The organism is Cytobacillus oceanisediminis 2691 (assembly GCF_007678455.1).
Lineage (GTDB): Bacteria > Bacillota > Bacilli > Bacillales > Cytobacillaceae > Mesobacillus > Mesobacillus oceanisediminis_A.
Genome location: NZ_VEEP01000009.1, coordinates 135,672 through 156,233, shown reverse-complemented (window position 1 = coordinate 156,233; position 20,562 = coordinate 135,672). Strand labels below are relative to the sequence as shown.

Below are 20,562 nucleotides of genomic sequence, written 5' to 3'. Positions count from 1 at the left end.
ATCCATAAACCTGAAAAATCCTGAAGACCACCTTCAGGATTTTTTCTTTTTTAATACGTCTAAAACTGGTTCAAAGTCCTGTTCGGCTTTTGCAGCAAAGTAAGTCCGGAATGGGCAGCCTAATCTCTTTACACGCTCGATGATCGCCCCCAGATGGAAATCTTCAATCTTCAAATCCTCAGTCACTTCTTCCCAAAAGAGCGGTGTCGCCACTCCTGCATGAGATTTTCCGCGGGCGGAATAGGGGCTGACAATCGTTTTACCCTCAGCATGCTGTATATAATCCACATACAGCCTATTTCCCCTGTTTTTTTTCAGCCTCTCAATCGTAAAAGAATCAGGATCCTTTGAGACGAGATAGTTCGCGATAAATGCGGTGAACAATCTTGTATCATGATAGCTGTATACATTTGTAGGAAGCGGAACGTAAATCTGCAGCCCCTTGTTGCCAGATGTTTTTATAAAACTGATCAGCTTCAATTCATCAAGAACTTCCTTAATATCAATCGCAGCTTTAATTGCCAGATGAAAATATTCCCTGGATGGAGGGTCAAGGTCAAAGACTATTTCCTCTGGTCCTTTGCTATTGATTGTCTCAAAAGGAATGTGAAATTCAACTGCAATTTGGTTCCCCAGCCATAAAAGGGTCTTCATATTATTGCAGACAATATATTCAATGCCTTCCCATTTTGAGGTTTGAACAAATTCCGGTGCATAGTCAGGAACGTTTTTTTGGTAAAAGGCTTCTCCAAACATGCCATGCGGAAAACGGATCACCGTCAAATGCCTGTCTTGAAGGAAAGGGAGCATATAGGGCGAGATTTCCCTCAAATAATGGATATAGTCAATCTTTTGGATTGGCGGATCTTCCCAAAGCGGCTTGTCAGGATGCGTGATTTCGATATCCGGGGGCAAGTTCTTTTGCTGGAGAACGAATTTATCATACGTACAGGCAGATGGAGTTAAATCAAACCTGAATTGATGGAAATGAGGCTCACGAAGCTGATCCTCATAAACTTCAAGGTATTTTACCTCCAGACAAATCGCGGGCTCTACATAGATGAATTGGTGGTCTTCTCCGCTTTTGTTCTGCTTGATGATTTGATGAAGGGCATTTTTTTCCTCAGGCTTAAATCCAAAGATCACCAGGCCTATTTGGTATAATTCCCCTCCTTTATAAACAGAGATATAAAAATAACCATTCGATTTTTCATATGCAGTCACAAAACAGGATACATATTTCCAGTTTTTTGTTTTTATCCATGTCTCTGTACGCTTTCCTTCCTCCCATTTGCTATTGGCTTGCTTCGCAATGATTCCCTCTCCATCATAAATGACAACTTTTTCCCATACGCTATCCAGATTTTTTTCACTGCCGACAAGCTGTAAAAGGTCCGGATATTTAGGGTTTGGGGATTGAGGCAACTCAAGTTCAGTGAATAAAGTGCTGAGCTGATTGCGCCTGTCTTGGTAACTTTCAGCCTCCAAACTTTTGCCTTTTATTTTAAGAAGGTCAAAAACCATCAGCCTGCAAGGATTCCTCGCTGATTCTGTCCTGATTCTGTCCTGGGATCTCATTCTCCCCCTGATTTGGATGGCTCCGAAGTTCGCCTTGAACGGGTTTTCCAGGTAAACTAGTTCAGCGTCAAAAGTCAGCGGTAAATAGGGCGCGAACTTCTCCTTATTACCCAGCAGAAAGTCAGCGATTTCCGGAAACAAAGGCAGCAGCGCCTTTCCATTCCTGCTTGTCAATTCCAATTCATGATCCCATGTCAACAGCGCACGAAAACCATCATATTTGACTTCGTAACGCCATCCATCTCCCCGGGGTGCTTCAAATGCAAGTGTTGGGAGCATCGGTTTCAGCATTTTTCCCATCCTTTCCTCGGTCATATTTATAGTGTTCCTGATTGAGTGCAAACTAGTACGCTGGCAAATGTTTTAAGGAATGATTCATTGAATTCTAAAGCAAATTAGTAATAAAAAAACGATAAGGTGGAGAACGCCATGCATACTATTTGGAAAGGGAGCATCAGCTTCGGTCTCGTTAATATCCCCATCAAGCTTCATGCTGCAACAGAAGATAAGGACATCAAGCTTCGGACACTTCATAAAGAATGCCACTCGCCGATTAAATACGAAAAAACATGTCCGGTTTGTGATAAAGAAGTAAAGAATGAAGACATTGTCAAAGCATATGAGTACACGAAAGGGAAGTTTGTCATCCTTGAAGAGGAAGATTTGGAAGCATTGAGGAAAGAAAACGAAGACAAGGCCGTCGAAATTATTGATTTTGTGAAAATGTCCGAAATCGATCCGATTTACTATCAGCGAAGCTATTTTATCTCGCCAAATGAAAGCGGCGGAAAAGCCTATTCCTTGTTAAAAAAGGCACTTGAGGAATCACAGAAGGTGGGCATTGCCAAAATCATGATCCGCGCCAAAGAGCAATTGGCTGTAATAAGGGTCTATGATAACACACTGGTCATGGAAACGATCCATTTTCCCGATGAAGTCAGGAAAACCGTTGACGTACCAAACGTCCCTGCAGATGACAAGGTGACCGAAAAAGAGCTGGAAACAGCCATTATGCTCATTGATCAGTTGACCACCGAATTTGAACCAGATAAATATAAAGACGATTATCGGACAGCATTATTAGAATTGATCGAAGCAAAGCGCACAGGCAAAGAGCTGGTTACACCAACAGAAAAAGAGCCAGTATCCAATGTGACAGATCTTATGGCAGCGCTGCAGGCTTCTATTGACCGGACGAAGCCTGAGAAAAAGAAAGAACCTGCAGCCGCAAAGAAAAAGAAGACAGCTGCAAAACCAAAAGCAAAGGAAAAGAAACAAGCCTGATAGAACTTGGAATCAACTTATGCCGGCCACCTTTTATGATGGCCGGTTTTTATCTTGTATTTAAATGAAAAAGGAAAATCCCCGATAAAAGAAGAATAAAAAGAATAAAGAAGAGGGGGGTTTATAATGAATAAGGTACTTGTCCTGGGAGGAACCCAGTATTTTGGGAAAAAGCTGGTCGAAATGCTGATTGACCATGGTAATGAAGTTACCATCGCCACGAGAGGAACTAAAGCAGATCCTTTTGGTGATAAAGTGAACCGGCTCAGGATTGATCGGGAAAAGAAAGAGACACTGGCAGAAGCCTTCAAAGGAAAGGAGTGGGATCTTGTCTATGACCAATCGTGTTTTTCGCCAACGGAAGCAAGAGATACTTCAGAATTGTTATGTGGACGTGTGGGTCGATATATTTTCACTTCTTCCCAGGCTGTCTATGAATTCGGCACGCTCCATAAGGAAGAGGATTTCAATCCATTTACATATCCGATCAAATACAAAGGGCGCAGGGAGTATCCTGGTTATGTAGGTTACAAAGAGGCAAAGCGTGCTTCTGAAGCTGTGTTCCACCAGCTTGGACAATTTGAAACCGTCTCTTCCCGGTTCCCGATTGTAGTTTCTGAAGATGACTACACAGAGCGTTTGAAGTTCCATGTCGATAAAATACTTTCAGGCCAGGCGATTGGTATTCCGCAACCTGAAATGCGCTACAGTTTTATCGAGGCAGCTGAAGCTGCAAATTTCCTGGTGAAAATCGGAAAGTCAGATTATATCGGTCCAATCAACCCAGGTTCTGCAGGGGACATCAGTCTGCAAGAACTGATCGATAAGATAGAATTGCTGACTGGAAAAGAAGCAATCGTTGATAAAAATCCTCCTTCGGACAGTATGTCACCATATGCTTTACCTGGGTCATGGTCGATCGACACTTCACGTGCGGCAGCACTGGGTTACGGATTTATGGATCTCCATCTTCTTCTGGATACATTAATCAAGAAATATATCATGGCATATGGTAAGATTAGCGAATAAAAATTTTGCAGTTAAAAGGAGAGTAACATGGCAGTTAAGATCACCCCATCGGGAGAGCAATTGATTTTGCAGCAAATAGCAAGGCTGGAACAAGAATTAAAGCAAGTACGTATGGAGAAAAATATTGCCTTCAATGCTTGCGGGGATGATAAACTGGCTAATCCCAATTTTCATAAGTTAGAACAAGATGAGCGGATATTAATGGACCGTTTGAACGAAATACAACAAACGTACAAGACTGCTGAATTAATTGAGTTTAAGGAGAGAAATACAAAGGAAGTTGCGATCGGTTCAATCGTTAAGTGTTTATTTAAGTATCCGGATGATTCAGAAGAAGAAACCTATGAAATCGTCGGTTATGGAGAATCAAATATTGATGAAAATAAAATTTACTATGATGCCCCGGTTGCCCAAAAACTAATCAGTTTAAAAGTAGGAGAGGAAACGATTCTCTCACTTCCCTCTGGCAAAATCAAGTGCAGGGTTATAGGGCTTTATAGCACTTGGGATGAAGCAGCAAAGTAATACAATGAGTTTGTTCTCCTATTCATAGAAATATCCCGGAGCTAAGTATGCCGGGATATTTTTTATGCGCACGCCTGCTGGTCGTTACATGGTGCTTTCTTGCAGGGAATCAGCTGACTGCTGTCTAATTATATATGAAGGGCAGATTCAGTTTGAGTTGAAATAGGGGACATAGGGGGCTGACAGATGGAAAAGAAAAAAAATAAATGGAAACTCATGATCTTACCTGCCAGTCTGTTCTTGCTGGCTTTCGGATTGTATGCTGGCTATTCAATATGGGAAAACGGCAGCGGCAATCTTATCATGAACAGCAGCAATACAAGCAATCAGGGGAAGGGACAGACTGTTGCGGTGTTCCAGGAAGGATCAGATAACACTGGCTACTCATCTGTCGGGAAGTTTATTTCTGATTTTCACAAAAAATATAATGATACCCTTGGCTGGGGAAGGATCGACAAAGTTGACTGGGAAGAACAAAGGAAGATCGCAGGGGAAATTATATCGGTGATATCCACAGTAGAAACTGAAAATGCTTCTCTTCAGTCTGATTTTGAAACGATCGCCAACTATTCAAAAACGATCCAGGACGGCAGCAAAGATAAAAAGGTCCTGGTTCATCTTCACCGTTTTTTCCACGACCTTGATATTGAGGTCAATCAGTATAACAAAACAAATGATTATTTTAATGTAACCAAGTATAAAGGTTAAACCGGTTCACACAGGGTAACATAACAGGGAAAAGCAGGCGGGAGGGGTTTGTTACACCATGAAAGTTGTTGTCGTTTCCGACACTCATATGCCGAGGAAGGCGAAGCATCTGCCGACAATACTGAAGCGTGACCTGGAAGATTGTAGTTTCATCATCCATGCCGGAGACTGGCAAACGATCGAACTTTATCATGAACTGAAACAATATGCACCGGCCATCGGGGTAACCGGCAATGTGGATGGTCCGGAACTTAAAAGCCTTCTCAAATCAAAAGAACTGTTCATTGCGGGGGATTTCCGTATAGGGATTGTCCATGGACACGGCACAGGGAAAACGACAGAAAAAAGGGCAATAGATGCATTTGCCGATGATGCCGTTGATTGCATCATTTATGGCCATTCACATATTCCCGTCTTAAAGGAAAATAACGGAGTGATCATCTTTAATCCCGGATCTCCAACAGATAAAAGAAGACAGAAGGAATTTTCCTATGGTATCCTGACAATCGGGGAAAAAATCGAAGCAAAGCATATCTTTTTTGAAGATAAGCAATAAAATCAGAATGGAGTGTAATTTCTCTTGAAAATATTTGAAGTCAAATTTCATGCAGAAGATCAGGTAGAAACGATGAAGGTCCAAAAATTGAGCAGTGAAGATTACGACCAAGCGACTGAAGGGGGCACACGTCACCTTTTTGATTTGGACACAAATATAGGTTTCTTTGTTTTCTTTGATGCAGAAGATAAGGATGGCGAGGAATCCTATCTAATGCTCCAATATGAGGATGGCAGTGAAGAGCCTTCAAATTGCTATGGATTTGACCTCAAGGATTTCTATGAATTTTCTGCATTGTACCTGAATGACCTAGAATTCACGGAAGAACTGAACGAAGAAGAGGGAGAACTTGGCCCTGTTCAGCACCTTGCCCATCTTCTTTTTCATATACTTGAGGAAGGCAAGTCAATAGAGGTATAAAAAAGAAGAGCAGGGTTTTCCTGCTCTTCTTTTCGTTTATTCCTGTTCGGTTTCGGTTTCTTCATCAGCCTGTAAGTGTTGTTCACAATACGCTTTTACCAGCTCTGCTTCATCATCCTCAAGTTCAAAATCGAGAACCGTTTCAGTTTCCTGTTCAATGAAGTAGCTTTGGAGAATTCGGCTGTTGTTCTCGTCCACGAGAAACAGGACCTTCAAAAGCAGCCCTTTATCAGTATAAAGCTCATCGTCTTCATCCACTTCAATATTTAAAAAATACTCATATCTATCTCCTGTCAGAAGTCCGAATGGATCTTCGAGGAGTTCGACGGTATGTCCGGTAATCTTCATGTACGTCTCATCCTTTTGGTTTTGTCCTTTCTATTATATATCGAAATCCCCATAAACAATCAAGGAAAAACCTCACTTAGAACAACCAATCAAAAAAATCACAGAAACAGCTTCAGCGCTTGATATCCAAAATAAAATGCAAATCCAATCAGAGAAACCCCTGATATAAGGGAAATGAAGGTCAATAGTCTTGATGTGAGCAGCTTGCGGAAGCTGCTAGAAATAGCGGCCATCACAATATCCCACATAAGGAGTCCGAGAATGATGCCGAAGCTGTATATAACAAGTTCACCGGTTCCATAGGAGGAAGCAGTTTTTGCAAGGACAGAGCCGTAAATGCCTAACCAGAATAACATGGTCAGCGGATTAGAAATTGACATTATGAAACCGGAGAAAAAAGATTTTATAATTGAGTCTCCTTCTCGATGATCCATCATGATTTTTCCAGAATTGATAATTGTCTCGATGCCTGTGTACAACAAGACAAAGAATCCGAACAGCCAGAGGAAAGACTGCATGAATGGAGTTTCAAGATACTTAACAACCCCAAGATAGACAGTAAGCATATAGATAATATCGGCTGTCAAGGCACCAAGGCCAAAAAGCCATGCCTGTATGAAGCCGCTCTTGATCCCTTTGTCCATTTGTGCCGCATTGACAGGGCCAATAGGCGCGGCAAGTGACAGACCAAGGAAAATGTAACCCAGGAAGACACTCAATTTTAAGAAACCCCCAATAGCCAAGGCATGATTTGCTTGTACTATTTCTATTCAGGCAAAGGATGGTGTACAACCCTTTTTGTTAAAAAACAAATAAAATTTTGCCTTTCTAAATAAAAAATGAGGAAATGAATATACTATTTATTGTTGTTCGGGAACATCAGGGTGTCACTTTTGGTAAAAATAAGAAAGTGTGGTAAAATGGAATAGATATCAACTTTCGGACCATTCATTTATTATAAAAAGTATCAATTGCCGGCTTTTTATAATAAATGAATTTTTTTATCAATCGAACGATGATGAGGTTTTTCTCGAATGGAGTTGGTTCCAGGATGAATTTCGGGATCCTGCAAACAGGCATCTAAGAAAAAAAACCGTGACTAAAACGATAGGAGCGTGAGGAAATTGGCATTTGGAAGAAAACCGCCTGAAGAAATCGTCACAGCAGAAACGAAAATATGGGTATGTACTTCTGATGATTGCAATTGCTGGGTTCGTGACAACTTTAAAAGCAGCAATGTCCCCGCTTGCCCGATTTGCAAAAGTGATATGGAGGAAACGACCAAAGTACTCGAAGTGGTCAATAACCATAGTCAAAATCTGATCGGTTAACCAATGGTACAAACAGCCTGGGTTTCATCCAGGCTGTTTTTTTTATTCTGGAAGATGAAGCGAACTCAATAATATAGTTGATTCAGAAGGACTTTGAGATGTAGTGGCCCAGGCTGCCAGAAAAACGCTTTTAATTTGACAGTTTTATAGGTGGAGAAGGTGAAGCTGTCAAGAAAGGGTTAGTATTTTGACAGGTTTGCAGGCAGAGGATCTAAAGCTGTCAAAAAAGCACCATAATTTTGACAGGTTTGCAGGCAGAGGATCTAAAGCTGTCAAAAAAGCACCATAATTTTGACAGGTTTGCAGGCAGAGGGGCTAAAGCTGTCAAGAAAGTCCCATGATTTTGACAGGTTTGAAGGTTTAGGAGCCAAGGCAGTCAAGATCCCTCTTCCGCAGGATGGTCAATCAAATCTTTATCATATACCACACAAACGAGCTTTACTTAAAACTGGTTGAAAACACAAAAAAAGTGCCCTCTTAAAAGGCACCTTTTCTGTATGCGGATGAGAGGACTTGAACCTCCACGGTGTTGCCACCACTAGAACCTGAATCTAGCGCGTCTGCCGATTCCGCCACACCCGCGAATTAGTTATAAAAGAATTATATCATAAAAATAATTGATTTCAATTTATATTTTTAGGAAATCTGGTGCAATTTGTATTATTTTTCAACCTGCGCATATAAAATTTGCATAATTTATTTGTGGTGGAAGACGACAACTTGGTCATTGGCCCGGTGAATTCAGCCAGGCTGGATAAGGTAATCAAAATTGGGTTCTGGCATGCATGGATTGTTGGTACAGGATCGATGATTGCTGATGCCATTTTAATTCTTCTTATCTTTCTTGGGCTTGTGAATTTTTTGGACATGCCTCTCATCCAAATATTTCTGTGGTTTTTTGGCGGTTTCGTACTCATTTATTCGGGCATTGAATGCTTGCTGAAGGCAAATGATATCCATCTTGCCTTCAGCAGCGGGAGAGAGTCTTTATTTAAATGCTTCCTCACGGGATTCAACATATCGATCAGCAGTGCTTACCAGTGCATCAAAGCTTTATTTTAATAAAATAATATGTTTATAACCTCTTTTAAAAGAGGTTATTTTTATGAAAACATTCAGAACCAATCAATAATCTTGAGAAACTGCTCAATTTTGATTGGTTTTGAAAGAAAATGATTGATTTTTGAAATCGATTACATTATGATGGACTTACGAAGCAATTTAGGAGGAATGGCTCATGTTAACACCTGAGCGCCACCAGCTCATCTTACAGCTCATAAAAGAAAAACCAATTGTGAAAATTCAAGAACTTGTTGATATAACAGAAGCTTCCGAGTCCACTATACGTCGGGACCTGACAGTCCTTGAAGAGGGTGAATTCCTGAAGAGGGTACATGGAGGTGCTGCAAGACTGAGGGGGAAACTTCAAGAACCAAGCATGAATGAGAAATCCTCCAAAAACCTTCATGAAAAAAGGCAAATCGCCCAGTATGCTGCAAGTCTGGTAGAAGAAGGCGACAGTATTTATCTGGATGCAGGCTCGACAATCAAGGAAATGATCCCTTTCCTGCCTGTGAAGGATATAGTAGTTGTTACCAACGGATTCATGCATTTGCCGGCCCTGATGGAAAGGAATATTGAAACCTATGTCATCGGAGGTTATGCGAAGCCAAAGACAAATGCAGTGATTGGAAGAGGAGCATTGGCCAGTCTGGAACAATACCGTTTTGATAAATGTTTCCTTGGGGTTAATGGCATTCATCCTCATTCTGGCTTTACAACACCTGACCAGGAGGAAGCGATGATCAAATCCAAAGCGATTTCATTATCGCGTGAAGCATATGTACTGGCAGATGACAGTAAATTCTCGGAAATCACTTTTGCTAAAATAGCCGATTTGCATGAAGCTGGAATTATTACCAATATTCTTGAGGAAGAGACAAAAGGACAATATACCAGCAAAACTTCAATAAAGGTTGTGACACCATGATCTATACGCTGACACTTAATCCATCTGTCGATTATATCGTCGAAGCAGGCGAGATTGTACTTGGAACTTTAAATAGAACTTCCCATGAAACAAAACTTCCTGGCGGAAAAGGCATCAATGTTTCAAGGGTCCTGCGCTCACTAGGAATCGAGAGCAAAGCAACTGGCTTTTTAGGAGGCTTTACAGGCAAATACGTTGAAGAGTTCCTCAATAGGGAAGGCACTTATACGGGCTTTGTCAAAGTCGAGGGAGATACAAGAATCAATATCAAACTGAAGGCCGGAAAAGAAACCGAAATCAATGCAAGGGGCCCGGAAATATCCTCTCTTGCAATCGGATTATTGAAAGAAAAAATCCAACAGCTTGGAAAAGATGATTATCTGATCCTTGCTGGAAGTATTCCATCAAGCATGCCTCAAACGATTTATCAGGATATCGTCCGGATCTGTAAAAAAAACGGGGCAGAAGTAGTCATTGATGCAGAAGGTGATTTGCTTAAAACTGTGCTCGAATATAAGCCTTTTCTGATTAAACCAAACCATCACGAATTGGGACAGTTTTTCGACAGAGAGATATCAGGAGCGGAGGATGCCATTGTATATGGAAAAAAACTCGTAGAGGCAGGAGCAAAAAACGTCATTGTTTCTCTTGCTGAAAAGGGTGCTGTCTATATCAGTGAAACAGAAGCCTTTTATGCGACCGTTCCACAAGGGGAAGTCAAAAGCTCTGTGGGAGCAGGCGATTCGATGGTGGCAGGCTTCATGGCACAGTTCTTAAAAAGTAGTGACTGCAAAGAGGCTTTCCGTTTCAGTGTGGCATCAGGCAGCGCAACAGCCTTTTCAATCGGGCTATGTACACCTGGAAAAATAGAGACACTTCTTCCAGAAGTGAAAATTCACGAATACCAGTGAGGGGGAGAACAATGAGAATCACAGAATTGCTGACAAGAGAAACTATTCTTTTATCCATGACTGCCAAATCAAAGCACGATGCTGTCAATGAACTTGTCGGGGTACTTGATGCAGCCGGTAAAATCTCAGACCAGGAGATATTCAAGGAAGCTATTTTGAATCGCGAAAAACAAAGCACAACAGGTGTTGGGGATGGGATCGCTATACCACACGCAAAAACTCGAGTTGTGAAAGACGCTGCCATCGTATTTGGCCGCTCAGAGTCAGGGATCGACTATGAATCTCTTGATGGGCAGCCAGCACATCTATTTTTCATGATTGCAGCCCCGGAAGGTGCAAATAACACACATCTGGAGGCACTGGCACGACTTTCGACCATCTTAATGAAGGCAGATGCACGTGAGAAGCTGATGGCTGCACAGTCAGCCGATGAAGTCATTGGTATCATTGACAGTTATGACCAGGAAGAAAAAGAAGAGAAATCTGTAGGGGGAAATAGAAAATACCTCGTCGCAGTTACTGCTTGCCCAACGGGTATTGCCCACACGTACATGGCAGCGGATTCGTTAAAAGCGAAAGCGGCTGAAATGGGCGTAGACATCAAGGTAGAAACGAATGGGTCAGGAGGCGCCAAAAATGTCTTGACGCCGGAAGACATTGAAAGAGCAGAGGCTGTCATTATCGCTGCCGATACAAAAGTTGATATGGAAAGGTTCACAGGCAAGCCATTGATCGATGTACCAGTTGCCGACGGAATCCGCAGACCAAAAGATCTGATTGAAAAAGCGGTTATGAAGGATGCGCCACTTTATAAGTCGACAGGCAATGCGCCGGCAGAAAAGAAAGAAAGCCGAGGCGGAATCTATAAGCATTTGATGAATGGTGTTTCAAATATGCTTCCATTTGTTGTCGGAGGCGGTATCCTGATCGCGATCTCCTTCATGTTCGGCTATAATGCCTTCAATCCTGAGGATCCATCCTATCATCCAATTGCCAAGGCCCTGATGGATATTGGCGGAGGAGCGGGAGCATTTGGATTGCTGGTACCTATTCTTGCTGGTTTCATTGCTCTAAGTATTGCTGACAGACCTGGATTTGCTCCTGGTATGGTTGGCGGTGTGCTTGCAGCAACAGGGGGCGGCGGCTTCCTTGGCGGTTTGGTCGCTGGATTCCTCGCAGGATATCTCGTTCTCGGTCTGAAGAAATTATTCGCTAGCCTTCCAGCATCACTGGAAGGGATTAAAACAATCCTATTGTATCCATTATTCGGAATTGCCCTTACAGGATTCATTATGTTATTCCTGGTAAATAAACCGGTTGGTGCCTTGAACCAGGCTATTACAGACTGGCTGTCAGGGTTAGGGACAGGCAATGCTGTATTGCTTGGAATTGTACTTGGCCTAATGATGGCATTCGACATGGGCGGACCAGTGAATAAGGCAGCCTATGTTTTTGGAACAGGCTTGCTTGCGAACGGGGTATATGAGCCAATGGCTGCCATTATGGCTGCTGGCATGGTCCCGCCATTAGGAATTGCATTAGCGACTACAATCTTTAGGAACAAATTCTCAAAAGAAGATCAAGATGCTGGAAAAGCGAATTATATCATGGGACTTTCCTTCATCACAGAAGGTGCAATCCCATTTGCTGCCGCTGATCCGCTTCGTGTGATTCCATCCGCGATGGCTGGAGCGGCAGTAGCCGGCGGATTGTCAATGATGTTCAATATCGGACTTAGAGCTCCTCATGGCGGTTTGTTCGTAGTTCCGCTTGTGGACGGCGGATGGTTGTTATACCTGGCCGCGATTTTAATTGGCTCAGCAATCACAGCAATCTTGCTTGGGTTATTGAAAAAGCCCGTAACAAAATAATAGTTGGCCTGCAGATTTTAGTATCTGCAGGCCTTTTATTTGTGATTTGTTTAGGGTAGTTGAATGAATAATTTACATGGGACACAGATATGCTTTTATGAAACCATTTTTGAGGAGGGGACTGGAATGGATCGGGATTTCAAGGAGGCGGCTGTTTTTGAGCATCGGTTTTGGCTTCAGGTTCTTGGGGATCATGGAAGATTCATGTTCGAGGCACTTGCTCCCATTGAACAGGAAGAAATTGATTCCTCGAAGTATTTCATCAATACTTTTGATAGGCTGCTGCAGAGAGTGGATACAACAGACTTAATCCATTTGAGTATGAGAGCGGATGAAGAAGCGAAGAAAATCAGGAAATTTAAATTAGAGCTCATTGAAAAAATGCTGACCGGAAAGGTAAAAATCCATTTAGGTCCTACTTTTGTCAATCACATGGTAAATGAGGTCGAAGAATATCTAAGGGTTCTTGAGTATCTGAAAAGGGGAGAGGTACCGCCCGTATTTCATGAACTGCATCACCATACGGTCTGGCTGCTTGATGCAGCTGGTCATGCTGGTGCGATCCAAAGTAATATTGACCAGGTTGAAAAACGTTTGAAAGCTACAAGTGAGAAATTTGTAAAGCAATTTGAAGATTTTTACCTGAAAGCTGTGGAGCTGACTGGTTATCTGCGTACAAATTTAGCCTCTTTTCCAGCCCTGGAAAGAATGAACCATGAGGTTTCTATGGAAATTAAGGTGTTCATGAGATTTCTTGATGAATTAAAAGAACTTAGGTTGTCTGAACAGGCTTTAGGCAGTTTTGCGCCACTTATGGCTGACCATATGTTTAGGGAAGAGTGTTACTACTTATCGAAAGTGGCGGAAGCAACGGCAATGAAACAGCCTGGCTGTGATCCTGGCAAACCGAGGCTTATAACAGATTAATAAAAGGGTGGATACTGGATGGATGTCATTCCTGATCATCTAGTATCTTAGCCCTAATTTTTGGTTAACGACAGAACATGTGTTCTAGTTTTGGACGAGGGTATGTTATACTTGAGAAGCAATAGTCAAATCTATTGGATGGTCGGCGAACCCCGGAGGAAGGGGGTGATGCCTTTGACAGTATTCGAGACCTTTATGGCAATGTTTTCATTTGCCAGCCTCATCCTCGCAGTGCTGACGTTCAGCCAAAAAAAATAGACCTCCCTTAACCGAAATTGAGTGAGAGGTCCAGCAGATCCATGTCCGATCCTCAATGGGAACGGCTATTGCAATGGCTGCCGGTGGGCCAACACCGGCGGCCTTTTTATACATTTTTACAATACAAGAATACCATACAAGGCTGGCAATGTCACGGTTATATGATCCTTTATGCATGAGCAGATTTGCAAAATGGCTATACTATGAAAGTTATCTCAATCCGTGTATGAAGGAGTGAATTGGCGATGCCAGTATGCAAATTAGACTATGGTGATATTTTTTACGAAGAAGCGGGCGAAGGAGTCCCAATCATCTTCCTCCATCCGCCGGGTATGGGGAGAAAGGTATTCCATTATCAGAGGCCATTAAGCGAACGATTCAGACTGATCTTCTCTGACTTAAGCGGTCACGGAGAATCCACAGCCGTGCCGGAAAGAGTCACAATCCAGAAGTACGCGGAAGAAGTACTGAAGCTCGCAGACTGGATTGGCTTGGAGGAAGTAATATTGTGCGGATACTCCTCTGGCGGCAGCATCGCCCAGGAATTCGCGCTGACTTATCCAGAACGTACTAAAGGCCTGATTTTGTCTGGTGGCTTTGCGGAAGTAAAGTCCCCTGCGTTAAGGTATGAACATTTGCTTGGAATGTACTTTGTGAAACGCTCTCCAAAAACGCTGGCAAAAACGATTGCAACTGCCCATACCTTCGATCCGGAATACAGGTCGGAACTTATTGAGCATATGTTGAAAACAGACATGAATACCTGGTTTCACTTTTATTACGAGTCATTAAACTATTCTTGTGTCGAAAGGCTTAAATCGCTGTCAGTTCCTTTACTGCTGATCTATGGTTCAAAAGATTTAATTAACCAGCATCTTAGGACCTATGAGAAAGAGCTTGAACATTTCGAAACAGCCATTATCCCAAAGGTCTCACATCAGGTTCCTGTAAAAAGGTGGCAGGATTTTAACAAGGAAATAACTAGTTTTTTGCTGAAAGAGGCTGCCAGGCTGTAAAAAAACGCATTGACACTGGTCAATGCGTTTCTCTATGCCTTTTTATCCGGTTTGATTGCCAGAAAAGTGGCAAGAGCTGCTGCTATACTTAATGATGCAAGTGTGATGAAAATGAGTTTGTTCGAATTCTTCATCATCAAAGCGATGATGGGAGGTCCTGCTGCGACGCCAATAAACCTCATCGAACTATAAATTGAGGTAATCGTGCCCCTTTCTTCCTTCTCGATACTTTCAGTGATTAGCGCATCAAGAGGAGGAAGGCTTGCACCGATTCCAATCCCGGCAAAAAGGAACATCGATATTAGAAACCACAATTCTTTAGAAAAGCTCAGCAGGATAACTGCGATCCCAAGGATCAACAAACTGGTAAAAGTTATCCATTTCATCAGCACCATATTTTTCTTAATGATTTTACCTGTAATAAAAGATGAAAGGCAAAGTGCCCCTAATGGCAGAGCAAGCAATAGCCCTTTCTTAAGATCCTTTATTCCATACTTGTTCTCAAGGATATCGGAAAGGTAAAACAATACTCCAAAAAGCACAAACATAACAATTGTACCAATAAAAAAGATGGCATACAGCCAACGTCCATTCTCAGTAAAAATCAGTTTTACTTTTTTGATGAAATCCTTAAAAGGCAATGGTTTATTCTTCTTTTTGGGACTTTTAACGAGAAAGATCATCAATATAATTGAAATTGCACAGAAGACCGGGATTGAGAAAAAAGGAATAAACCATATGAAACCTGCCAGGAATGAACCCAGCACTGGGCTAAGGACCTTCCCAAGTGTATTGGCTGTTTCAATTTCCCCAAGCACACCACTGACTTCATCATCGCTTTTGAACATATCCCCGACAAGTGGCAATACGATGGGGAAGGCTCCAGCTGCTCCCACACCCTGCAGAGCCCTGCCGATTAAAACAATCCAATATCCGTCGGTCATTTGCCATGAGGCCCATCCCGAGATGATTCCCCCGATACCAGTAATGATCAGGCTCGGAATGATGACTTTTTTTCGGCCGATATGGTCAGATAAATACCCGGCAATTGGGATTAAAAAGATTGCCACTATTGAATAGACAGTAATGATCAGGCTTGATTGGAATGCAGAAATGCCCATTCGCTTTTCAATAACAGGCAATACAGGAATCAGCATTGAATTGCCAAGAGTCATCACAAGTGGTATGGATGCAATCGATACGATCGCCCATTTTTGATTTTTGACAGGATCATCATTGGTATCCTTATCTTTCTTACCCGAAAGACTCCCGGATTTTGGAAACAAGTTCTCAATATGATTCATTTTCGAAACCTGCCTTTAATTCATACTATTTCTAGTGTGGTCGAAAACGGTTGAAAAAATGGTGTCTTTTTATGGTAATGTCCGTACATTTGATTTTATGGCTGAATTATAAATCTATATGGTATTTTTTTTGTGGAAAGGATAAAATAGTTGGAAAAGTCCGGAAGGGTGGAGGAACATGGCGAAGATCCTGTATTTAAATGTAGGGAAGCCAGAACTGAAGAACTGGAAGGGAAGGGAAGAACAATCTGCAATCTCGAAAAAGAGTGTGAAACAAGCCTATCTTACAAAGAATTCGTTCGAGGGTGATGGTGTAGCTGCAACAGAGTATCATGGTGGGCCTGACAGAGCGGTATGCTTTTACCCTTTCGAACATTATCAAAAATGGTCAGATGAATTTAATAAAAATATAGAAGCACCCACTTTTGGTGAAAATATTTCCGCATTAGGAATGAATGAGGATATGGTATACATAGGAGATATCTACCGATTGGGGGAAACGAAAATACAGGTGACGCAGGGCAGAATCCCATGTTCAAAAATTTCCAAAAATAATGATCTTGATCTGTTATTGAAAAGAGTAGTCCAGACTGGTTATACAGGTTATTTTTTCAGGGTGCTGGAGGAAGGTATCGTCAATGAAGATGCTGAAATCGTATTACTGGAGCGGAAACAAGAGGATTTTTCCATTCTGATGGCCAATGAGATTCTTTTTCATCGCAGGAATGATATGAAAGCAATTGAATCACTCATAGGTACGGAAGGACTGGCAGAGGCCTGGAAAGAAGAACTAAATAAACTTTTAATCCAGAAAAATTAAAATTTTACATTTTTTTATTGACTTTTATATTTAATGCGCTTATTATTTTAAACAATATAACGCAAAGTGTTGACGAAGAGTAGTAACTGAAACGGGTACTCAAGAGAGCTGATGGTTGGTGAGAATCAGTGTAACTGTTGCAGCGAATGGACTTCCGAGCTTCCAAACCGAACCCATCAGGCAGTAGGCTTTGGCGAACAGGCCTTATCGTTACAAAAGGCAGGTATTAAGCAAATGATGCTTGATGCTTTAAAGTGAGCTGTTTTTACAGCTAATTAAGGTGGCACCACGGGTCTCTCGTCCTTATTTTCATATAAGGAGAGGGCCCTTTTTTATTTGTCTAAAAAGGGAACCAGTAGTGAAATAAATAATAAAATTATTATGTTAACTCGTTGATCAAGAAGAGTAAACAGGATATTTTCGTTTCAGAGAGCCGGGTATGGTGCGAACCGGTACGTAAATGCCTGTTGAATGGCCTTGTGAGAGGCGGCCTGAAATGACAGTAGGGCTGCCCGGAATTCTCCGTTAAAGGGATAGGGTATACCGAAATCGTTTTTAGGTTTCCTGTACCTGAAGAGAGGGAACTTTTGAGTTCCAACCAGAGGTGGCACCGCGGTCCAATCGTAATCGTCCTCTATACAGCACAATTTCTGTGCATGTATAGGGGACTTTTTTATTTTCTAAGGAGGGTTTATATGAAAGTAGACACACCTGATGTTTATATTGAGGAAATTGAGGGAGATACATTAACCCCTATATCCGTGTATCAAATGATTTCCGGTACGAAAAAATTCCTTCTCGAAAGTTCCCATAAACATCATGATTCCGGCCGTTTTTCTTTTATTGGCTGTGATCCCGTTTATGAACTTTTAAATGAAAAGGGCGAGACCTATTTGGTGAGAGAGGGGTGCAGGGAGCAAGCAGCAGGTTCATTTTCGAAGGTGCTGAAAGAGTTGCTTCCTCAAATAAAACCTGAACATGATATTCCTTTCATAGGAGGCGGAGTCGGTTTTGTAAGCTATGATTTCATTCGCGAGTTTGAAGAAATTGGTCCTCTTAAGGAAGACCCTCTCGCAATGCCAGAAGCGCACTTAATGTTCTTCAATGAAGTCATCGTATTTGATCACCTTAAACAAAAAATCAACCTGATCGGCATTCCCTTTCCAGGATATAGCAATGAGGATCTTTCTGAAAAAATAAAGAGTCGTAAAAAGGAACTTGATTCGCCAGTTACAAAACAGCCTGTCAATCCATTTTCACTATCAGAGTTTAAATCATCGCAAGAAAGAGAGGAATTTGAAGAATCAGTCAGGAAAGCAAAGATTTTGATTGAAGAAGGAGAGATTTTTCAGGTTGTGTTATCAAGAAGGCTTACGGCAACCGCAAAAGGAGATCCATTTTCATTTTACAGAAAACTGCGGATTGATAATCCCTCCCCTTATATGTACTTCATTGACTTTGAAAACTATATTGTAGCTGGTACATCACCCGAAAGCCTGGTGAAATACCGGGATGGAACGATGGTTACCAACCCAATTGCGGGAACCAGGCCGAGGGGAATTTCCGCTGATGAAGATGTAAAACTTGAATTGGAATTGAAACAGGATGAAAAGGAATTAGCAGAACACAAAATGCTCGTCGATCTTTCGAGGAATGATTTAGGCAAGATATGTGAAATCGGCAGTGTCAAAATTGATAAATTCCTGGCTGTTGAGAGGTACCAGTTTGTTATGCATCTAGTATCAGAGGTGAGCGGGAGACTCTTGGCAGGTGCACACCCGATTGACGGATTGGCGGCATGCCTGCCTGCAGGAACAGTGTCAGGAGCTCCGAAAATTCGGGCGATGCAAATCATCAACGATCTTGAGGCTGAAAAAAGAGGCGTTTATTCCGGTGCAGTCGGTTACTTCTCTGCTTGTGGAAGCATGGATTTTGCGCTCGCAATCAGAACATTGGTTATCAAGGATGGCAAAGGTTATCTTCAGGCGGGTGCTGGAATTGTATATGATTCTGATCCAGCAAAAGAGTTCGATGAAACGAACCATAAATTAAAAGCGTTGATGGAGGCGGCCAATGATACTACTGATTGATAATTACGATTCATTTACCTATAACCTTTACCAGTATCTCAGTGAACTTGGGGCTGAAGTGAGAACGGTCCGGAACGATAAAATTACGGTTCAGGAAATCGCACGAATGGAACCGGAAGCCATCGTCCTATCTCCTGGCCCGGGCAGGCCGGAACAAGCAGGGATTTGCGTTGAAGCTGTTAAACAACTGGCGTCAGACATCCCGATCCTGGGAATATGTCTTGGCCATCAGGCAATCGCACATGCATTTGGCAGTTCAATAATCAAGGCAAAAAAAATCAGACATGGAAAGGAATCCACGCTCCGCCATAACGGAACTTCACTCATGAAGGATCTGGAGGAGCATCCAGACGTAATGAGATATCACTCTTTAGTGATCGATCCCCTGACCCTGAATCAGGTTTTTGAGGTGCTTGCCCAAGCAGCTGATGACGATGAAATCATGGCAATCAAGCATAAAGATTATCATTTATACGGACTTCAATTCCATCCAGAATCAATCGGAACAAAGAGTGGAATGCAGATTTTAGCCCATTTTCTTAGCGAAATCAGAAAGGAGATTTTAACTTATGAAACATTATCTTGAAAAGCTGGTCGAAGGAAAATCGCTTTTGGAACATGAAATGGAGGAAGCTGTCCGGGGAATTTTCACACAGGACACGACTGACTCTGAGATTGCTTCTTTTTTAACCGGCCTTAAATCCAAAGGTGAAACAGCAGAGGAGGTTTCGGGATTAGTTAAAGCAATCAGGACTCATGCCCTGAATTTTACAAAGAAAATACCGAATGTTCTTGATAATTGCGGAACAGGAGGGGATGGATCCAAAAGCTTCAACATCAGCACTACTTCGGCATTCGTTATTGCCGGAGCTGGAATAACAGTAGCAAAGCATGGGAACAGAAGCGTTTCGAGCAAGACTGGAAGCGCAGATGTGTTGGAGGCTCTTGGTGTCAGCCTTGACTTCTCTCCAGAAGCAACAGAAGAAATCCTTGAACAGAATGGAATTGCCTTCCTTTTTGCACCACACGTCCATCCAAAATTGAAACAAATCATGAAGGTAAGAAGGGATCTGAAAATCCCGACGATCTTTAATTTAATTGGGCCATTGACGAATCCAGTACATCTTGATTACCAACTGCTTGGAATTTATCGCAGGGATATGCTCGATAAGTTTGCCCATGTGCTATCTAATCTCAACAGGAAACGGGCCATTGTCATTAATGGAGCTGGAGGAATGGATGAAGCATCTCTTGCTGGTGAAAACGAATTGGTCATCGTTTCAGAAGGAGAAATCGATCGTTTCAAACTCCAGCCTGAAGAAGTGAATTTGCCAGTATATGATAACAGCAGGATCAGGGGTGGTGATGCACGGGATAATGCGGAAATCCTGCTGCAGGTTCTTAAAAGTAAAGAAGGGGCACATCGGGATACCGTGCTGTTGAACGCGGGCCTCGGAATTTATACAGCCGGGAAGGCGGAAACGATACTGGACGGAGTGAACCTTGCGGCTGAAAGCATCGATTCAGGCAAGGCACTGGCCAAACTGGAGAATTTAATCAGCATCAGCAATCGAAACAAAAAGGCGGTAGGTTGAG

At 42.2% G+C, this 20,562-nt stretch carries 22 protein-coding genes, 1 tRNA gene and 2 other annotated features; of the genes, 18 read left to right on the top strand and 5 right to left on the bottom strand.

Annotated elements, in window-relative coordinates:
* Nucleotides 1-33 precede the first annotated feature (33 nt).
* Entirely contained in the window at nucleotides 34-1,866 is a 1,833-nt protein-coding gene (locus tag FS736_RS17915) for a DNA ligase D (RefSeq protein WP_144480041.1), read from the bottom strand.
* 141 nt (nucleotides 1,867-2,007) lie between these two features.
* On the opposite strand from FS736_RS17915, the gene ku reads away from it, so the two are divergent.
* The 6 genes from ku (at nucleotide 2,008) to FS736_RS17885 (ending at nucleotide 6,100) form a co-directional block, all read left to right on the top strand.
* On the top strand, nucleotides 2,008-2,862 hold the full coding sequence (gene ku, locus FS736_RS17910; RefSeq protein ID WP_144479797.1) for a non-homologous end joining protein Ku: 855 nt from the start codon (nucleotides 2,008-2,010) through the stop codon (nucleotides 2,860-2,862).
* A gap of 126 nt (nucleotides 2,863-2,988) precedes the next feature.
* Complete coding sequence (locus FS736_RS17905) at nucleotides 2,989-3,891, top strand: NAD-dependent epimerase/dehydratase family protein (protein ID WP_144479795.1); 903 nt, start codon at nucleotides 2,989-2,991, stop codon at nucleotides 3,889-3,891.
* Between the two features lie 27 nt (nucleotides 3,892-3,918).
* Nucleotides 3,919-4,416 carry a GreA/GreB family elongation factor gene (locus tag FS736_RS17900; RefSeq protein ID WP_144479793.1) on the top strand — a complete coding sequence of 166 codons (498 nt, stop codon included), beginning with the start codon at nucleotides 3,919-3,921 and terminating at the stop codon, nucleotides 4,414-4,416.
* 186 nt (nucleotides 4,417-4,602) lie between these two features.
* Entirely contained in the window at nucleotides 4,603-5,124 is a 522-nt protein-coding gene (locus tag FS736_RS17895; RefSeq protein WP_144479791.1) for a hypothetical protein, read from the top strand.
* 58 nt (nucleotides 5,125-5,182) lie between these two features.
* The gene (locus FS736_RS17890) at nucleotides 5,183-5,680 is read left to right on the top strand and encodes a metallophosphoesterase family protein (RefSeq protein WP_144479789.1); all 498 of its coding nucleotides are present in this window, start codon (nucleotides 5,183-5,185) and stop codon (nucleotides 5,678-5,680) included.
* A 24-nt stretch (nucleotides 5,681-5,704) separates the two neighbouring features.
* Entirely contained in the window at nucleotides 5,705-6,100 is a 396-nt protein-coding gene (locus tag FS736_RS17885) for a cytosolic protein (RefSeq protein ID WP_144479787.1), read from the top strand.
* 36 nt (nucleotides 6,101-6,136) lie between these two features.
* On the opposite strand, the gene FS736_RS17880 is transcribed toward FS736_RS17885, so the two are convergent.
* On the bottom strand, nucleotides 6,137-6,448 hold the full coding sequence (locus FS736_RS17880; protein WP_144479785.1) for a DUF6509 family protein: 312 nt from the start codon (nucleotides 6,446-6,448) through the stop codon (nucleotides 6,137-6,139).
* 98 nt (nucleotides 6,449-6,546) lie between these two features.
* Nucleotides 6,547-7,167 (bottom strand): LysE family transporter, encoded by a 621-nt coding sequence (locus FS736_RS17875; RefSeq protein WP_144479783.1) that lies wholly within the window; start codon nucleotides 7,165-7,167, stop codon nucleotides 6,547-6,549.
* Between the two features lie 405 nt (nucleotides 7,168-7,572).
* Here FS736_RS17875 and FS736_RS17870 point away from each other — a divergent pair, with 405 nt between their 5' ends.
* The gene (locus FS736_RS17870; RefSeq protein ID WP_144479781.1) at nucleotides 7,573-7,779 is read left to right on the top strand and encodes a cold-shock protein; all 207 of its coding nucleotides are present in this window, start codon (nucleotides 7,573-7,575) and stop codon (nucleotides 7,777-7,779) included.
* A gap of 498 nt (nucleotides 7,780-8,277) precedes the next feature.
* On the opposite strand, the gene FS736_RS17865 is transcribed toward FS736_RS17870, so the two are convergent.
* Nucleotides 8,278-8,361, bottom strand: a tRNA-Leu gene (locus tag FS736_RS17865).
* Nucleotides 8,362-8,499: 138 nt separating this feature from the next.
* Here FS736_RS17865 and FS736_RS17860 point away from each other — a divergent pair.
* The 7 genes from FS736_RS17860 to FS736_RS17835 all read left to right on the top strand — a co-directional run bounded on the left by FS736_RS17860 (nucleotide 8,500) and on the right by FS736_RS17835 (nucleotide 14,752).
* Nucleotides 8,500-8,841, top strand: a complete 342-nt coding sequence (locus FS736_RS17860; RefSeq protein ID WP_313959733.1) for a LysE family transporter — start codon at nucleotides 8,500-8,502, stop codon at nucleotides 8,839-8,841.
* Between the two features lie 175 nt (nucleotides 8,842-9,016).
* The gene (locus tag FS736_RS17855; protein ID WP_144479777.1) at nucleotides 9,017-9,769 is read left to right on the top strand and encodes a DeoR/GlpR family DNA-binding transcription regulator; all 753 of its coding nucleotides are present in this window, start codon (nucleotides 9,017-9,019) and stop codon (nucleotides 9,767-9,769) included.
* Complete coding sequence (gene pfkB / locus FS736_RS17850) at nucleotides 9,766-10,680, top strand: 1-phosphofructokinase (RefSeq protein ID WP_144479775.1); 915 nt, start codon at nucleotides 9,766-9,768, stop codon at nucleotides 10,678-10,680. The genes FS736_RS17855 and pfkB overlap by 4 nt, the downstream gene beginning before the upstream one ends.
* A gap of 11 nt (nucleotides 10,681-10,691) precedes the next feature.
* Complete coding sequence (locus tag FS736_RS17845) at nucleotides 10,692-12,551, top strand: PTS fructose transporter subunit IIABC (protein ID WP_144479773.1); 1,860 nt, start codon at nucleotides 10,692-10,694, stop codon at nucleotides 12,549-12,551.
* A gap of 126 nt (nucleotides 12,552-12,677) precedes the next feature.
* Nucleotides 12,678-13,478 (top strand): DUF2935 domain-containing protein, encoded by an 801-nt coding sequence (locus FS736_RS17840; RefSeq protein WP_144479771.1) that lies wholly within the window; start codon nucleotides 12,678-12,680, stop codon nucleotides 13,476-13,478.
* A 102-nt stretch (nucleotides 13,479-13,580) separates the two neighbouring features.
* Complete coding sequence (locus tag FS736_RS25500; RefSeq protein WP_395883524.1) at nucleotides 13,581-13,736, top strand: putative holin-like toxin; 156 nt, start codon at nucleotides 13,581-13,583, stop codon at nucleotides 13,734-13,736.
* 245 nt (nucleotides 13,737-13,981) lie between these two features.
* Nucleotides 13,982-14,752, top strand: a complete 771-nt coding sequence (locus FS736_RS17835; RefSeq protein WP_144479769.1) for an alpha/beta fold hydrolase — start codon at nucleotides 13,982-13,984, stop codon at nucleotides 14,750-14,752.
* 32 nt (nucleotides 14,753-14,784) lie between these two features.
* Here the strand turns inward: FS736_RS17835 and FS736_RS17830 are convergent, their stop codons facing one another.
* The gene (locus tag FS736_RS17830) at nucleotides 14,785-16,056 is read right to left on the bottom strand and encodes an MFS transporter (protein WP_144479767.1); all 1,272 of its coding nucleotides are present in this window, start codon (nucleotides 16,054-16,056) and stop codon (nucleotides 14,785-14,787) included.
* A gap of 178 nt (nucleotides 16,057-16,234) precedes the next feature.
* Here FS736_RS17830 and FS736_RS17825 point away from each other — a divergent pair, with 178 nt between their 5' ends.
* The 4 genes from FS736_RS17825 to trpD all read left to right on the top strand — a co-directional run bounded on the left by FS736_RS17825 (nucleotide 16,235) and on the right by trpD (nucleotide 20,561).
* Nucleotides 16,235-16,876 carry an MOSC domain-containing protein gene (locus FS736_RS17825; RefSeq protein WP_144479765.1) on the top strand — a complete coding sequence of 214 codons (642 nt, stop codon included), beginning with the start codon at nucleotides 16,235-16,237 and terminating at the stop codon, nucleotides 16,874-16,876.
* A gap of 60 nt (nucleotides 16,877-16,936) precedes the next feature.
* Nucleotides 16,937-17,184 (top strand) — a binding site (T-box leader).
* Between the two features lie 75 nt (nucleotides 17,185-17,259).
* Nucleotides 17,260-17,514, top strand: a binding site (T-box leader).
* Nucleotides 17,515-17,571: 57 nt separating this feature from the next.
* Entirely contained in the window at nucleotides 17,572-18,966 is a 1,395-nt protein-coding gene (trpE, locus tag FS736_RS17820; RefSeq protein ID WP_144479751.1) for an anthranilate synthase component I, read from the top strand.
* Nucleotides 18,950-19,552: an anthranilate synthase component II gene (locus FS736_RS17815; protein WP_144479749.1), complete on the top strand. Its 603-nt coding sequence runs from the start codon at nucleotides 18,950-18,952 to the stop codon at nucleotides 19,550-19,552. The genes trpE and FS736_RS17815 overlap by 17 nt, the downstream gene beginning before the upstream one ends.
* A complete protein-coding gene (gene trpD, locus FS736_RS17810) occupies nucleotides 19,536-20,561 on the top strand; it encodes an anthranilate phosphoribosyltransferase (protein WP_144479747.1) in 1,026 nt (341 codons plus the stop codon). The genes FS736_RS17815 and trpD overlap by 17 nt, the downstream gene beginning before the upstream one ends.
* The last annotated feature ends 1 nt before the right edge of the window (nucleotide 20,562 follow it).